The sequence below is a fragment of the Pseudomonas sp. NPDC089734 genome, assembly GCF_044748865.1.
In the GTDB taxonomy this organism is placed as follows: Bacteria; Pseudomonadota; Gammaproteobacteria; order Pseudomonadales; family Pseudomonadaceae; genus Aquipseudomonas.
The window spans coordinates 70,314-85,132 of the sequence record NZ_JBIVGV010000021.1 but is presented as its reverse complement, the minus strand read 5'-3'; the positions used below and the strand labels follow the sequence as shown (position 1 = coordinate 85,132).

Below are 14,819 nucleotides of genomic sequence, written 5' to 3'. Positions count from 1 at the left end.
GTGAGTAATCACGCTGTGTGCGCTTTACACCTTGCTCCATCTGACTCTCCGGAAATTCGGGATGGGAGGTGTAAACCTTATTCAGGACGGGACAGTCAGGACCAAAAAGCCGATCAGGAAAAAGGCAAGCTTAGCCATTTCAGGCCTCCTATGAGAATAGGTTTGCGGTACAGCGGAAATTGAGTCGGTTAGAGACTTTACCGTCAGATGTCTTTAGGCATTGCTGCGGTGTGGGTATTGTCGAGGAGAGGATGAGTTTCGGTACAGATTCAGGTGAGGGAGAAAAAAGCGGATCAGACTAGAAAATACACACGCGTTGTGTGCGTCATGAGCCGTCTCGATTGAGCAGTTCAAACCCCGGAAGTTCTGAACATCCGCAGATACCGAATCACTGAACATCCATGATGTCTTCTTTCCAGCCCCCTGAAAAAACTCGCAAAAACACCACAGACTTTATTTTTCACGTTCACATTTGGACGCTAAGCTTGGGCTCATGGATGACTCAGACTATTTACGCCTGCTCACGATCCAGGCCGAACAAGCCAACTCCTTCCTTTCCAATGCGAGAAAGTGGGAGCGTGAGCGCTGGGTTTGTCAGCGCTTGCTGCAAGGCTTGAACATTGGCTATCGCAATGAGGACTTTCTGCCGGCGGGCCAGGAGCCTCCTGACGTTCTGTTCCGGGATGCCTGTTTTGAGGTGTTCTTTGTGCTGGATGAAGGCCGACGCCTCAATGATGAATGGCGCGAAGAGCTGGAACGACGACGCAGTGCGTTTTCCCTGAGCCAACTGGTGCGCCGGGAAGCCAAGCCCAAGCGTATTCCGGCCTCGGAGCTGTTGCGCAGGCTGGCTCCCACGTTGCGCAAGAAAGCCAGCAATTACCGGGAGCGCGGCCTGGATCTGGGAGAGCTGGACATCATCGCTTTTGCCAGTCTCAAACGCGAAGTGCTGGACCTCAACAGTCATTTCCCTCCTCCGACCGAGTACCTGCGCCAGGGCTGGCGTTCGTTATCGCTGGTCGGCCCGACCTTCGCCCGGGTATTGTTCGCTCACCCGGATGCCCCGGATTTTCTACGAACCAACCTGGGGCGCAGTGTCGTCTTCGATGTTGGAATCAGTTTATGAGCCCCTTGCAGGAACTGCTGGCCGATGTCCCTCAACGGGGCACGGTCCGCTGGATCGGTGTGCGCCCGCAATCACGTGCCGACATGATCGAGCTGGAGGCAGTAGAAGCCCGTCGCGAAGCCGGGCTGACCGGTGACCATTCGCGTCCCGGCCCGCGCAATGCCCGGCAGGTGACGCTGATTCAGTGGGAACACCTGGCCGTGGTCAGTTCATTGCTGAATCGTCCTGTGGATAACCCCATCACGCCGCAGGATCTGCGTCGCAATCTGGTCATCAGCGGCATCAACCTGTTCAGCCTCAAGGGCCGACGCTTCAGGGTCGGCCAGGCAATTCTGGAGACCACTGGCTGGTGTCAGCCGTGTGCCCGGCTGGAGCAGCGCCTTGGGCATGGTACCTTCCAGGCTGTACGTGGCCATGGCGGAATTACCGCCCGAGTGATACAAAGTGGCATCATCCGACTGGACGACATGCTGTACGTCGAACCACTGGAGTATCCAGCGGTATAAGTACCGACAGCAGACACCGTCCACGACGAGGCAAATATGAGCAGCCGCCTGAACCCCGACGACCAAAGACGTGTCCAACACTACCTTCAAGCGCCCCAGCATCAAGTCGAGCGTCGGCCTTTTCGGCCCTGGCTGCTCCTTGTTCTGGTGCTTGTCGTGGTCATCGGCCTGGGCCTGTTGAGCCGTTTATTGAGCTATCTGACGCTATGAGCTGCCTTGCGCTCGCGAAGATCGAGCTCTCACCCCCGAATTCCTTAAACCTTCCGAGTAATCCTTATGACTCATCGTATTGTCATCGTTGGCGGAGGCGCTGGCGGTCTGGAACTGGCGACCCGCCTGGGTAAAACCCTGGGCAAGAAAGGCACGGCCAGCGTTACGCTGGTAGACGCCAATCTGACGCATATCTGGAAACCGTTGCTGCACGAGGTCGCCGCCGGCTCGCTCAACTCCTATGAGGACGAGCTGAACTATGTCGCTCAAGCCAAGTGGAATCACTTCCAGTTCCAGCTCGGACGCATGACCGGGCTCGACCGCGAAAACCGTCAGATTCATCTGGCGGCGACACAGGATGAGAACGGCGAAGAGCTGGTGCCGGCACGCAGCCTGGGTTACGACTCGCTAGTGCTGGCCGTGGGCAGCACCACCAATGATTTCGGCACCCAGGGTGCTGCCGAGCATTGCCTGTTCCTGGACACTCGCAAACAGGCAGAACGCTTCCACCAGCAACTGCTCAACCATTATCTGCGTGCTCACGCCGGTCAGGCCGACAGCACCCAGGAAATCACCGTGGCCATCGTCGGTGCCGGTGCCACAGGCGTCGAGCTGGCAGCCGAACTGCACAACGCGGCTCATGAGCTGGCCGCTTACGGGTTGGGCCAGATCAAACCGGAGAACCTGCGCATCACGGTGATCGAAGCCGGCCCACGGGTATTGCCTGCCCTGCCGGAGCGCATTGGCGGGCCTGTGCATAAAACCCTGGAGAAGCTGGGTGTCACGGTATTGACCAACTCGTCAGTCAGCGAAGTGACCGCCGAAGGTTTGGTCACTGCCAGCGGTCAGGTTATCCCGGCCGTGTTGAAAGTGTGGGCAGCAGGCATTCGGGCACCAGCCTTTTTGCACGAGCTCGACGGCCTGGAAAGCAACCGTATCAACCAGTTGCAAGTATTGCCGACTCTGCAAACCACACGGGATGAAAACATTTTTGCCTTTGGCGATTGCGCAGCCTGCCCACAGAAAGGCACCGACCGTAATGTTCCGCCGCGCGCCCAGGCCGCGCATCAGCAGGCTTCATTGCTGGTCAAGTCGCTGCGTCTGCGGATCGAAGGCAAGGCATTGCCGGAATACAAATATCAGGATTACGGCTCCCTGATCTCGCTGTCGAGCTTCTCGGCGGTGGGTAACCTGATGGGGAATCTGATGGGTAGCGTGATGCTGGAGGGATGGCTGGCCCGAATGTTCTATATCTCGCTGTATCGCATGCACCAGATGGCGCTGTATGGCACCTTCCGCACCCTGATGCTGATGCTCGGAAGCCGAATCGGTAAAGGCACCGAGCCGAGAATGAAACTGCACTAGGTTTTGTACGTAAAGTGGCTGCGCTCGGTCATGCTGCGTTAAAAAACGGCTCGTGCGCGAGTCCGATCGGAATGCTCATTGACAACCCGTCAAGTCGAGCGCGACTCCGACCGTTCCTCGCCGTTTTTTGCCTTGCCCGACCTTCGCTCGCCGACTTTTCGTACAGAACCACGGCGATGCACAGCGCTTTATGAGCGCTGTGCTTGTTCGCGAATGAGCGGATCGCCGCCCGATTCGCTCCTACTGTGTGGGGGCGGATTCAGTAAGCTTTTATAACGCAGAAAAGAAAAATGCCCGGCTTTAGCAATTAAGCTGAAACCAGGCATTTTTCAATATATATGGTCGGGGTAAGGGGATTCGAACTCCTGACATCCTGCTCCCAAAGCAGGCGCGCTACCGGACTGCGCTATACCCCGTTGAAATCAAGACACCTCAACAAGCTGCCTGCGATTCAATACAACTGGCATTGAATCTATAAGATTCGGCTTCAAAATTAATTTGGAACCAAAAATGGTGGGTCGTGTAGGATTCGAACCTACGACCAATTGGTTAAAAGCCAACTGCTCTACCAACTGAGCTAACGACCCAAATATGGTCGGGGTAAGGGGATTCGAACTCCTGACATCCTGCTCCCAAAGCAGGCGCGCTACCGGACTGCGCTATACCCCGACTGAAACAGCATTGAATCCTTTATCGAAATCTGGCTCCACGACCTGGACTCGAACCAGGGACCCAGTGATTAACAGTCACTTGCTCTACCAACTGAGCTATCGCGGAACTTTGATTTCAGATTCAACTTACGGCCTTGAATCAACTCGCTGTTAACTCGTTAATTCAATCTCTTTGACCTTTACGCTTCGTTTGCAACGTTGCGTTCACGTCTCTGAGGCGCGCTATTCTACATTTTCAAAAACACCTGTCAACCCTCTAAATTGCTTTTAAGACAATGATTTGCGATTTTTTTTCAGATCGCCTTTTCGCCTCACCGAAACCCGATTCCCGGCCCTTCCCCATCGCCATGAAAAAGGGCCCTCACCAGGAGAGCCCTTTCCATCAACCGCAGCTATATAGATAGAAAGCAATCAGCCGAAGACGATTTCGTCATCCACCACCTTGCCCGTGATACTGGAGCCCGGCACGAAGCTACCGGACAGGATCAGTTGAGCCAGCGGGTTTTCGATCCAGCGCTGAATCGCACGCTTGAGAGGTCGTGCGCCATACACCGGGTCGTAGCCAATGGCGATCAGCTTGTCGAGGGCTTCCGGGCTCAGTGTCAGGGTCAACTCGCGCTCGGCCAGACGACTGCGCAGGCGGCCCAGCTGGATTTCAGTAATGCCCGCAATCTGATCCCGTGCCAGAGGCTCGAAGATCACGACTTCGTCGATCCGGTTGATGAACTCCGGACGGAAATGCGTGCTGACCGCATCCATCACCGCCGCTCGCTGAGCCTCACGATCTCCCGTCAGTTCCTGAATCTGCGCCGACCCCAGGTTGGAGGTCATGACGATCACGGTATTACGGAAGTCCACCGTACGGCCGTGACTGTCCGTCAGACGGCCATCCTCCAGCACTTGCAGCAGGATGTTGAAAACATCTGCGTGGGCCTTCTCGACTTCATCGAGCAGGATCACCGAATAAGGCTTGCGACGCACCGCCTCGGTCAGATACCCGCCCTCTTCATAGCCGACATAGCCCGGCGGCGCACCGATCAGCCGAGCGACAGAGTGCTTCTCCATGAACTCGGACATGTCGATTCGCACCATGGCCTCTTCGGTGTCGAACAGAAACTCGGCCAGCGCCTTGCACAGCTCGGTCTTGCCGACACCGGTAGGGCCAAGGAACATGAATGAACCGCTTGGTCGATTCGGATCGGACAACCCGGCACGGGAACGACGCACGGCACTGGCCACAGCGACCACCGCTTCACTCTGCCCGATCACGCGCTGATGCAGCAGGCTTTCCATTTTCAGCAGTTTTTCACGCTCGCCTTCAAGCATTTTGGACACCGGGATGCCTGTCCACTTGGAAACGACTTCCGCGATCTCTTCCTCGGTCACCCGACTGCGCAGCAACTGGTTTTCAGGCTTGCCGTGCTGGTCGACCATCTGCAGGCTGCGCTCCAGATCCGGAATGATGCCGTACTGCAATTCAGCCATGCGGTTCAGGTCGCCACGACGCCGTGCGGCTTCCAGTTCCTGACGTGACTGCTCGATCTTCTGCTGGATCTGCGCAGAACCGGTCACCTCAGCCTTTTCAGAAGCCCAGACCTCTTCAAGGTCAGCGTATTCGCGCTCCATGCGCTCGATATCGAGCTGCAACTTCTCCAGGCGCTTGATCGCCGCCTCGTCCTTTTCTTTCTTGAGCGCCTGGGATTCGACTTTCAGCTGGATCAGGCGACGTTCAAGACGGTCCAGCACTTCAGGCTTGGAGTCGATCTCCATCCGGATGCGGCTGGCGGCTTCGTCGATCAGGTCGATGGCCTTGTCCGGCAACTGGCGGTCGGTGATGTAACGATGACTCAGTTTGGCCGCCGCAATGATTGCACCGTCGGTAATACCGACCTTGTGGTGAACCTCATAACGTTCTTTCAGGCCACGCAGGATCGCGATGGTGTCCTCTTCGCTTGGCTCTTCCACCAACACCTTCTGGAAGCGACGTTCAAGGGCCGCGTCCTTCTCTATATATTGGCGGTATTCATTGAGGGTGGTCGCGCCGACACAATGCAGCTCACCACGGGCCAGAGCGGGTTTGAGCATATTGCCCGCATCCATGGAGCCTTCACCTTTACCGGCACCGACCATGGTATGCAGTTCGTCGATGAACAGGATGATCTGGCCTTCCTGCTTGCTCAATTCGTTGAGCAGCGATTTCAAACGCTCCTCGAACTCGCCACGGTATTTGGCACCCGCGATCAACGCTCCCATGTCCAGCGACAACAGGCGCTTGTTCTTGAGACCGTCAGGCACTTCACCATTGATGATGCGTTGCGCCAACCCTTCGGCGATGGCCGTCTTGCCCACGCCGGGCTCACCGATCAGCACCGGGTTGTTCTTGGTCCGACGTTGCAGGACCTGAATGGTCCGGCGGATTTCATCGTCACGCCCGATCACCGGGTCGAGTTTGCCTTCTTCGGCACGCCTGGTCAGGTCGACGGTGTATTTGTCCAGCGCCTGGCGTGACTCTTCAACGTTCGGGTCATTGACCGCGCCACCGCCGCGCAGGTTATTGATGGCGTTTTCAAGCGCCTTCTTGCTGACACCCTGACCGAGCAGCAACTTGCCCAGCTTGCTGTTCTCGTCCATGGCGGCGAGCAACACCAGCTCGCTGGAAATGAACTGGTCGCCTTTCTGCTGAGCCAGACGGTCGGCCTGATTGAGCAGACGCGCCAGATCCTGCGACATGTTGACGTCGCCGGTAGGATTCTGGATTTTCGGGAGCAGGTCGAGTTCCTTGCTCAACTCCTTGCGCAGGCTATTGATGTCGAAACCTACCTGCAGCAACAGGGGCTTGATGGACCCACCCTGCTGTTCGATCAAGGCCTGCATCAAGTGCGCAGGCTCGATGGCGGGATGGTCCATCCCCACCGCCAAGGATTGAGAGTCTGATAAAGCCAATTGCAATTTGCTGGTCAATCTATCGATACGCATTAGTCACCTTCCTTCAAAGCAGGCCGGAGCAATGGACACACCTATAACGAAAACCTGCTGGATAGTCAGTTAGATGCGGACGATTCTGCGGGTTTCAAGCGTGACGTGATTGATGCAAATCAGCCCGGCACAGAAGCTGGCCGGAACGGCCTGCGGACGCGAGACGTGTATCAGGCCTGATCTATCCAAATCAGCGAGGCAAAACGGCCTGTACTGGAACGACGGCGGTAGGAAAAGAAACGCGAGTCAGTGAACGTGTCCAGCCCGCCACCGTAGACTGATGAAACACCATAGGCGGCCAGTCGCAAACGCGCAAGGGCGTAGATATCGGCCATGAAGCGCCCGGCATTGACGCTGGGAATAAAGGCTTCGACCGTTTGGGGATGAGTGGCGATGAAGGTTTCGCGGACCTCTGGTCCCACCTCGAAAGAAGGCTGACCAATGGCAGGGCCGAGCCAGACCATGACCTCATCGGGCGCGACCTTCAAACTGCGGGCCGTCTCCTCAAGCACTCCCGCGGCCAGACCACGCCAGCCGGCGTGCGCAGCAGCGACACGGGTGCCATCGCGATTGCAGAACAGCGCGGGCAGGCAATCGGCAGTCATGATGGTGCAGGCTACACCCGGCGTGTCGGTCCAGCTTGCATCAGCCTCAACGGTCAAGGAAGGATCGGCATGCGCGACAACAATGCCGTGCACCTGGCTCAACCAGGCCGGTTGAACCCCAAGGCGTGAGGACAGGAACTGACGATTGCTGGCGACGGCATCCGGGCTGTCACCGACATGGTCGCCCAGATTGAAACGGTCGAACGGAGCCTGGCTGACTCCGCCCGAACGGGTGGTGATGCAGGACTTGACCTGCGCAGGCGCAGGCCAGTCAGGAATCAGCCAGTCACTCACCCGATGAACGCCTCGCGATCCTGCTTGAGCAACGACAGCAGCCAGACGAAATCGTCCGGCAGTGGCGATTCCCAGCTCATGCGCTTGCCGGTGGTCGGATGATCCAGCTCCAGGAAACGTGCATGCAGGGCCTGACGCGGGAAGTTCTTCAGCGAGTCGACCATGGTCGGGCTCGCGGCTGGCGGGATGCGGAAACGACCGCCATAAGCCGGATCACCAACCAGTGGATAGTTGATATGCGCCATATGGACACGAATCTGGTGAGTACGGCCGGTTTCCAGCTTGACCCGCACATGGGTGTGGGAGCGGAAACGCTCGAGCACGCGGTAATGACTGACCGCCTGCTTGCCGCCCTCCATCACCGCCATGCGCTGACGCTGCTGGCCGTGACGCCCGATCGGTGCGTCGATCTTGCCGCCAGCGGTGACGACACCGATGACGATGCATTCATAGATGCGGCTGACGCTGCGCTTTTGCAGTTGTGCGACCAGTTGGGTCTGGGCCTGGATCGTCTTGGCCACCACCATCAAGCCGGTGGTGTCCTTGTCCAGACGATGCACGATACCGGCACGCGGCACATTGACGATGTCCGGCACATGATGCAGCAAGGCATTGAGCAGAGTGCCGTCGGCATGGCCGGCAGCCGGGTGAACCACAAGGCCCGCAGGCTTGTTGATCACCAGAATCTGGTCGTCCTCGTAGACGATATCCAGTTCGATGTCCTGGGCAACCCACTCGCCCTGGGCTTCCTGCTCGGCGATCAGTTGCAGGACCGAACCACCGTGAACGATGTCACGCGGACGCAGGACGTTGCCATCCACGGTCAGGCGGCCGTCCTTGATCCAGGCGGAAAGGCGCGAGCGCGAGTGCTCGGCGAATAATTGTGCGGCGACTTGATCGAGGCGTTGACCGCCCAATTCGGACGGCACCTCTGCGCGAAGTTCTATATTTTCGGACATGGCCAGACTAGAAGGCGCGGCTAGCCTTTGGTTTCGGCGGCGCGCTTGTGGTTAAATACGGCGTCTTTTGCCCCGCGGGTCTTGCGGGGCGTTCATCATAACAGGACGGCCACGCCCAAGACAGCAGGCCGTTATAGGGACGCAAGCCGCCATGCAAGTGAAACACCTGCTGCTGATCGCCATCCTCGCACTGACTGCGGCCTGTTCGTCGAAGGAAGTCATCGACGAGAACCTCAGTGAAGTAGAGCTGTACCAGCAGGCGCAGGCCGACCTGGAAAACAACAGCTACAACAGCGCCACCGAGAAACTCAAGGCACTGGAGTCACGCTATCCTTTCGGTCGCTATGCCGATCAGGCACAACTCGAACTGATTTACGCGAACTACAAGAACAGTGAGCCCGAAGCCGCGAAATCCGCTGCCGAGCGTTTCATTCGTCTTCATCCGCAACACCCTAACGTCGATTACGCGTACTACATGAAGGGACTGACCTCCTTTGACCAGGACGTCGGCCTGCTGGCGCGCTTCCTGCCACTGGATCAGACCAAACGCGACCCGGGTGCCGCACGTGATTCGTTCAACGAATTCGCCCAGCTGACCAGCCGCTACCCGAACAGCCGCTACTCGCCGGACGCCAAGCAGCGCATGATCTACCTGCGCAACCTGCTGGCCGCCTACGAGATTCACGTAGCGGACTACTACCTGACCCGTCAGGCCTATGTCGCCGCTGCCAACCGTGGCCGCTACGTGGTGGAAAACTTCCAGGAGACCCCTTCGGTCGGTGACGGTCTTGCGGTGATGGTCGAGTCCTATCAGCGCCTGCACCTCGACGATCTGGCGGCCACCAGCCTCGAAGTGCTGAAAGCCAACTACCCGAACCACCCGCAACTGGCTGACGGCCAGTTCACACCTCGTCAGGCCGAAGCCGACAACCGCTCGTGGCTGTCGAAGGCAACACTGGGCCTGATCAATGGCAGCGCGCCATTGCCACCGGGTGAAACCCGCGCCAACCAGGACATCCAGAAGCAGTATCAGGATGCCAAGGACGCCATTCCGAAGGAATTGCTGCCGGAAAACCAGGCCGAACTGGATGAGCAGGCCAAAGAAGCTGAAGAAGCGAAAGGCGACAAGAGCCGTTCCTGGTTCAGCTACATGACATTCGGTCTGTTCGACTAAGACAAACGCAGTACCGTAGGAGCGAATTCATTCGCGAAAATATGTGATCGCGAAAAATTCGCTCCTACCGATTGCCCCCTGTCCGCCCGCCTGCTCCTTGGCTACACTGCTGACTCTTCAATCACTAAGCCGAGAGTCATGGTTCGCTTAATTATGTGGGTCGCGCTGATCGCGGCAGCCGTGTGGTTCATCAAACGCCTGCTCAACCCACCCGCCCCACGAAAACCTGCAGAACCACCGGAAGCCGACGCTTCCCCGATGGTGCGTTGCGCCCATTGTGGCGTTCATCTTCCTCGTGACCGTGCATTGAGCCAGGAACAACAATGGTATTGCAGCGAAGCGCACAGGCTAGAAGGCCCCGCGACTCGTGACCGCTGAGACGCTTTCACTCGGCAGCCCTCAAGCGCAACGGATCCTGCGGCTGTATCACCTCTATCGACTGACCATCGGCATCGTGCTGGTGCTGCTGGTGTCCAGCGATCTGGACACCGAACTGCTGCAACTGTCCAACCTGAACCTGTTCCGGGCCGGTTGCTGGCTGTATCTGGTGTTCAACATTCTGGTGGTGGTGCTGCTTGAGCGCCCCAGCCACAAGGCCCAACTGTTTAGCCTGGCCCTCACGGATGCCGTGATGCTGTCAGGATTGTTCTACGCGGCCGGTGGCCCCTCGAGCGGTATCGGCAACCTGTTGATTGCTTCGGTTGCGATCAGCAATGTGCTTTTACGTGGACGCATCGGCCTTCTGATCGCAGCCGTTTCAGCCATCGGCATCATTTACCTGACCTTCTACCTCAGCATCGACACACCTTCGGTTTCCAACGACTACGTACAGGCCAGTACGCTGGGCGCACTGTGTTTTGCTGCAGCCCTGCTGGTCCAGGCCCTGACGGCCCGCATGCAGGTAAGCGAGGTACTGGCCGAGCAGCGAGCCGCCGATGTCGACAATCTCGAAGAGCTCAATGCCCTGATCCTGCAACGGATGCGCACAGGCATTCTGGTGCTCGACTCCCGTCGCCAGGTCCTGTTGGCCAATCAGGGCGCGCTGGCGCTACTGGGCCATGAACAGCTCGTGGGCAAGGTCATCGATCAGTACTCTCCCCAACTGGTGGATCGTCTCAGGCAATGGCTGATCAACCCCATCATGGAACCCCGGAGCATCTCGACGTCTGCCATCGGCCCGATCCTTCAGCCGAGCTTTGCCGCACTCAACCGTGGAGAGCAACGTCAGACGCTGATTTTCCTGGATGATCTGTCACAGATTTCCCATCAGGCCCAACAACTGAAGCTGGCCGCACTGGGCCGTCTGACTGCCGGCATTGCCCACGAGATTCGCAACCCGTTGGGCGCTGTCAGCCATGCCGCACAGTTGCTCAATGAATCGGAAGAGCTCTCGACGCCGGATCGACGGCTCGGGCAGATCATTCACGACCAGTCACGGCGTATCAACGTGGTGATCGAGAACGTCCTGCAACTCTCTCGACGCCGTGAAACCGTGCCCGAGCTGCTTGACCTGAAAACCTGGCTGGAAAGGTTCGTGGCGGATTTTCGCAGCTCCGCACCGCCGGATGAATTGACCCATCTCGAACTGGGTCAAGGCATGCTGACGACACGCATGGACCCGGAACAACTGACCCAGATCCTGACCAACCTGCTGCAGAACGGCTTACGCTACAGCGGCAGGCATCATGATGTGGCGCAAGTCTGGCTACGCCTGTATCACGACACCGAAAGCGACCTGCCAACCCTGGAAGTGCTCGATGACGGGCCAGGTGTATCCGAACAGTATCTGGCCAAACTCTTCGAGCCCTTCTTCACGACAGAAAGCAAAGGTACGGGCCTTGGGCTCTACCTCTCCCGCGAACTGTGCGAAAGCAATCAGGCACATCTGGATTACACCCCTCGTGCCGAGGGTGGCAGTTGCCTGCGCATCACATTCGCCCACCCGTTCAAATTGAGCTGAGCATGAATCAAAGGCAAAAGATCCTGATCGTCGATGATGAGCCGGACATTCGTGAACTCCTTGAGATCACTCTTGGGCGCATGAAACTCGACACCCGAAGCGCCCGCAATGTCACCGAAGCCCGTGAATGGCTGGCGCGAGAGCCATTCGACCTATGTCTGACCGATATGCGTCTGCCCGACGGTAACGGCCTGGAACTGGTTCAGCACATGCAGCAGGCCTTTCCCCAGACGCCAGTGGCGATGATCACGGCCCACGGCAGTCTGGACATGGCCATTCATGCCCTCAAGGCCGGTGCATTCGACTTCCTGACCAAACCCGTCGATCTGAACAGGCTGCGTGAACTGGTCAGCAGCGCCTTGCGCCTGCACCCGGCTTCCGCCCAGACAGAACGCAGCATCGACAGCCGCCTGCTGGGCAACTCCCCTCCCATGCGCGCCTTGCGCAAACAGATCGGCAAGCTGGCACGCAGCCAGGCTCCCATCTACATCAGTGGTGAGTCGGGTAGCGGCAAGGAACTGGTCGCCCGATTGATCCATGAGCAGGGGTCACGCCTCGATAAACCCTTTGTACCGGTCAACTGCGGTGCCATCCCGTCTGAACTCATGGAAAGCGAGTTTTTCGGCCATCGCAAGGGCAGTTTTACCGGCGCTCATGAAGACAAGCCCGGTCTTTTCCAGGCAGCCCATAACGGCACGCTGTTTCTTGATGAGGTCGCCGACCTGCCACTGGCCATGCAGGTGAAACTGCTGCGGGCCATACAGGAAAAGTCCATTCGTAGCGTCGGTGGCCAGCAGGAACAGGTCGTGGATGTGCGCATTCTATGTGCCACCCATAAGGACTTGAGTGCCGAAGTCTCTGCCGGACGTTTCAGGCAGGACCTGTATTACCGCCTGAATGTCATCGAGCTCCGGGTGCCGCCTCTGCGTGAGCGCCGTGAGGATATCGATCAGCTTGTCGACACGGTCCTGCAGCGTCTGGCCACGAACTGTGGACAAGCTGTGGCACGCCTTCATCCTCATGCACTCGAGACCCTGAAAGGCTATCGCTTCCCCGGCAATGTGCGCGAACTGGAAAACATGCTGGAGCGCGCCTACACACTCTGTGAAAACGACGAGATTCACGCCAGCGATCTGCGTCTTGCCGAATCCACGGCGCCGCAGGAACACGACGGCCCCAACCTGGCCGATATCGACAATCTGGAAGACTATCTGGAAAGCATCGAACGCAAGCTGATCCTGCAAGCGCTGGAGGAAACCCGCTGGAACCGGACTGCCGCCGCACAGCGCCTGAGCCTTTCATTCAGATCGATGCGCTACCGCTTGAAAAAACTGGGGCTGGATTGACATGTGTGGGACCGGATTTATCCGGGAAGGCGGTATTCCAGACGTTGAATGTTTGTCAGGCTTACTGGCCCCTCGCGAATGAATTCGCTCCTACAGATATCGGGGAATTCGTCCGGGCGCATAGGGCGCAGGGTCAATAATCGGCTCGCGCTCAAGCAGTAAGTCCGTCAGCAACTGACAGGACGCAGGCGCCAGCACCAGACCATTGCGGTAGTGCCCGCAATTCAGCCAGAGTCCGTCGAAGCCTTCCAGTGAGCCAATGAACGGGATGCCCTCGGGCGAGCCAGGGCGCAATCCGGCCCATTGAGCAACCGGTTCGGCGTTTGCCAGTTCGGGAATCAATTCAATTGCAGAGGCTTTGAGACTTTGCAATGCAGCATTCGTCGGGGTTTTGTCGAAGCCTTCGTGCTCAAGCGTACTGCCGATCAAAATATGCCCGTCACGACGCGGTATCGCGTACCGCCCTTTGGCCAGCACCATGCTCGACAAAAAGTCGGACGCGCACTTGTAAAGAATCATCTGGCCTTTGACCGGTTCAACCGGCAACTCCAGCCCCAACGTCTTGAGCAGTTCGCCACTCCAGGCACCTGCGGCCAGGACGACCCGATCCGCCAGGATGTCTCCCGAAGCCGTGGTCACACCCAAAATACGATTTTCCTCACGGACAAAGCCCTGGACCTCGCAACACTCGCGGATATCTACATTGGGCAGCGCCAGCAAGGCTGTCTTGAGGGATTTCACCAGACGCGGATTGCGCACATTGGCCACGTCGGCCATATAAATCGCACTGCAATACCCTGCCCCCAATACCGGTACGGCATCATGAACGGCCGAAACATCGACACGGCTCAGCGGGCGATGTTCACGCTGCGCCCATGCAAGCGCCTCATGCTCATCATCCAGGTCCAGCCAGTAGAGCCCGGTCTTGTGAACTTCGGGGTCCACACCGGTCTGGGCAAAAAGCCGCTCGGCCAGTTGCGGATAGAAATCCTGCGACCAGTGCGCCAGAGCAGTGACTGCCGGGCTGTAACGCCACGGATAGAGCGGCGACACAATCCCGCCGCCGGCCCATGAAGACTCCTGACCGACACCGGAACGGTCAAGCAACACGACACTGGCCACTTCGGCGGCGAGATTAAAGGCGGTCAACAATCCGATAACACCACCACCGACGATCACGACATGTTGCTTGTGCATTTTGGTCTCTGGACAAAGGAAAAGGAGTTAACGCCCCCAGCAGTCCTTGGTTGTTACACCGCTGGAAGCGCCTGTATTACTGATCGCCCCGGTATTCTTGATGACGAAATTGCCGCATTTGTCACCGTTCATGAGCGAGCCGGAGAGAGGCGAAGCCGTCAACGTGAAGTCTGTAGCCGTCGGAGCCGAGTCAATCTTGTAATAACTGTTGCCCCCGCTTAAACCCTGCACTCCAACATAAGTGCCATTTCTCGAAAAGAAACGCTCAAGCGCTTGTGTCTGCTCGGAAAGCAGACTGGCAATGGCCGACCGCTGGCTACGTTTCGTGTACTCGACATAACTGGGGTACGCAACGGCCGCCAGAATACCGATAATCGCCACCACGATCATGAGTTCGATCAAGGTAAAGCCTTTGGATGCCGTTCGCATGAAT

The 14,819-nt window shown here is 57.9% G+C and carries 13 protein-coding genes and 4 tRNA genes; 8 read left to right on the top strand and 9 right to left on the bottom strand.

The features are described from left to right. Nucleotides 1-493: 493 nt before the first annotated feature. From ACIPY9_RS21935 to ACIPY9_RS21920, 4 genes are all read left to right on the top strand, one after another. Nucleotides 494-1,123 (top strand): DUF1780 domain-containing protein, encoded by a 630-nt coding sequence (locus tag ACIPY9_RS21935; RefSeq protein ID WP_400706434.1) that lies wholly within the window; start codon nt 494-496, stop codon nt 1,121-1,123. Then, the gene (locus ACIPY9_RS21930) at nt 1,120-1,629 is read left to right on the top strand and encodes an MOSC domain-containing protein (protein WP_400706431.1); all 510 of its coding nucleotides are present in this window, start codon (nt 1,120-1,122) and stop codon (nt 1,627-1,629) included. The genes ACIPY9_RS21935 and ACIPY9_RS21930 overlap by 4 nt, the downstream gene beginning before the upstream one ends. A 36-nt stretch (nt 1,630-1,665) precedes the next feature. Next, a complete protein-coding gene (locus tag ACIPY9_RS21925; protein ID WP_400706428.1) occupies nt 1,666-1,839 on the top strand; it encodes a DUF3094 family protein in 174 nt (57 codons plus the stop codon). A gap of 66 nt (nt 1,840-1,905) precedes the next feature. Continuing rightward, nucleotides 1,906-3,204 carry an NAD(P)/FAD-dependent oxidoreductase gene (locus ACIPY9_RS21920; RefSeq protein WP_400706425.1) on the top strand — a complete coding sequence of 433 codons (1,299 nt, stop codon included), beginning with the start codon at nt 1,906-1,908 and terminating at the stop codon, nt 3,202-3,204. 339 nt (nt 3,205-3,543) lie between these two features. Here the strand turns inward: ACIPY9_RS21920 and ACIPY9_RS21915 are convergent. From ACIPY9_RS21915 to rluD, 7 genes are all read right to left on the bottom strand, one after another. After that, nucleotides 3,544-3,620, bottom strand: a tRNA-Pro gene (locus tag ACIPY9_RS21915). 95 nt (nt 3,621-3,715) lie between these two features. Then, a tRNA-Lys gene (locus tag ACIPY9_RS21910) sits at nt 3,716-3,791 on the bottom strand. Between the two features lie 5 nt (nt 3,792-3,796). Further along, nucleotides 3,797-3,873, bottom strand: a tRNA-Pro gene (locus ACIPY9_RS21905). Nucleotides 3,874-3,905: 32 nt separating this feature from the next. Then, nucleotides 3,906-3,981 (bottom strand) — tRNA-Asn (locus tag ACIPY9_RS21900). A 305-nt stretch (nt 3,982-4,286) separates the two neighbouring features. Further along, nucleotides 4,287-6,851, bottom strand: a complete 2,565-nt coding sequence (clpB, locus tag ACIPY9_RS21895; RefSeq protein WP_400706422.1) for an ATP-dependent chaperone ClpB — start codon at nt 6,849-6,851, stop codon at nt 4,287-4,289. A 170-nt stretch (nt 6,852-7,021) separates the two neighbouring features. Then, a complete protein-coding gene (gene pgeF / locus ACIPY9_RS21890; protein WP_400706419.1) occupies nt 7,022-7,750 on the bottom strand; it encodes a peptidoglycan editing factor PgeF in 729 nt (242 codons plus the stop codon). Further along, nucleotides 7,747-8,709, bottom strand: a complete 963-nt coding sequence (gene rluD / locus ACIPY9_RS21885) for a 23S rRNA pseudouridine(1911/1915/1917) synthase RluD (RefSeq protein ID WP_400706416.1) — start codon at nt 8,707-8,709, stop codon at nt 7,747-7,749. Before rluD ends, pgeF begins: the two co-directional genes overlap by 4 nt. A 151-nt stretch (nt 8,710-8,860) precedes the next feature. Between rluD and ACIPY9_RS21880 the strand changes: the two genes are divergently transcribed. From ACIPY9_RS21880 to ACIPY9_RS21865, 4 genes are all read left to right on the top strand, one after another. Further along, entirely contained in the window at nt 8,861-9,883 is a 1,023-nt protein-coding gene (locus ACIPY9_RS21880) for an outer membrane protein assembly factor BamD (RefSeq protein ID WP_400706413.1), read from the top strand. A gap of 138 nt (nt 9,884-10,021) precedes the next feature. Next, nucleotides 10,022-10,261, top strand: a complete 240-nt coding sequence (locus tag ACIPY9_RS21875) for a PP0621 family protein (RefSeq protein WP_400706410.1) — start codon at nt 10,022-10,024, stop codon at nt 10,259-10,261. Further along, nucleotides 10,251-11,843, top strand: a complete 1,593-nt coding sequence (locus tag ACIPY9_RS21870; protein WP_400706407.1) for a sensor histidine kinase — start codon at nt 10,251-10,253, stop codon at nt 11,841-11,843. The genes ACIPY9_RS21875 and ACIPY9_RS21870 overlap by 11 nt, the downstream gene beginning before the upstream one ends. A 2-nt stretch (nt 11,844-11,845) precedes the next feature. Continuing rightward, entirely contained in the window at nt 11,846-13,189 is a 1,344-nt protein-coding gene (locus ACIPY9_RS21865; protein WP_400706404.1) for a sigma-54-dependent transcriptional regulator, read from the top strand. 90 nt (nt 13,190-13,279) lie between these two features. Here the strand turns inward: ACIPY9_RS21865 and thiO are convergent, their stop codons facing one another. Both thiO and ACIPY9_RS21855 read right to left on the bottom strand, forming a co-directional pair. Then, nucleotides 13,280-14,386, bottom strand: a complete 1,107-nt coding sequence (gene thiO, locus ACIPY9_RS21860; protein WP_400706401.1) for a glycine oxidase ThiO — start codon at nt 14,384-14,386, stop codon at nt 13,280-13,282. A 27-nt stretch (nt 14,387-14,413) separates the two neighbouring features. Continuing rightward, nucleotides 14,414-14,815, bottom strand: coding sequence for a type IV pilin protein (locus ACIPY9_RS21855; protein ID WP_400706398.1), 402 nt, complete (start codon nt 14,813-14,815; stop codon nt 14,414-14,416). Nucleotides 14,816-14,819 lie beyond the last annotated feature (4 nt).

Coding starts and splice junctions, on each gene's coding strand:
- rluD (WP_400706416.1), bottom strand. CDS start 8,709: ATGTCCGAAAATATAGAACTTCGCGCAGAGGTGCCGTCCGAATTGGGC.
- ACIPY9_RS21930 (WP_400706431.1), top strand. CDS start 1,120: ATGAGCCCCTTGCAGGAACTGCTGGCCGATGTCCCTCAACGGGGCACG.
- ACIPY9_RS21920 (WP_400706425.1), top strand. CDS start 1,906: ATGACTCATCGTATTGTCATCGTTGGCGGAGGCGCTGGCGGTCTGGAA.
- ACIPY9_RS21880 (WP_400706413.1), top strand. CDS start 8,861: ATGCAAGTGAAACACCTGCTGCTGATCGCCATCCTCGCACTGACTGCG.
- ACIPY9_RS21875 (WP_400706410.1), top strand. CDS start 10,022: ATGGTTCGCTTAATTATGTGGGTCGCGCTGATCGCGGCAGCCGTGTGG.
- ACIPY9_RS21935 (WP_400706434.1), top strand. CDS start 494: ATGGATGACTCAGACTATTTACGCCTGCTCACGATCCAGGCCGAACAA.
- clpB (WP_400706422.1), bottom strand. CDS start 6,851: ATGCGTATCGATAGATTGACCAGCAAATTGCAATTGGCTTTATCAGAC.
- ACIPY9_RS21855 (WP_400706398.1), bottom strand. CDS start 14,815: ATGCGAACGGCATCCAAAGGCTTTACCTTGATCGAACTCATGATCGTG.
- ACIPY9_RS21925 (WP_400706428.1), top strand. CDS start 1,666: ATGAGCAGCCGCCTGAACCCCGACGACCAAAGACGTGTCCAACACTAC.
- ACIPY9_RS21865 (WP_400706404.1), top strand. CDS start 11,846: ATGAATCAAAGGCAAAAGATCCTGATCGTCGATGATGAGCCGGACATT.
- thiO (WP_400706401.1), bottom strand. CDS start 14,386: ATGCACAAGCAACATGTCGTGATCGTCGGTGGTGGTGTTATCGGATTG.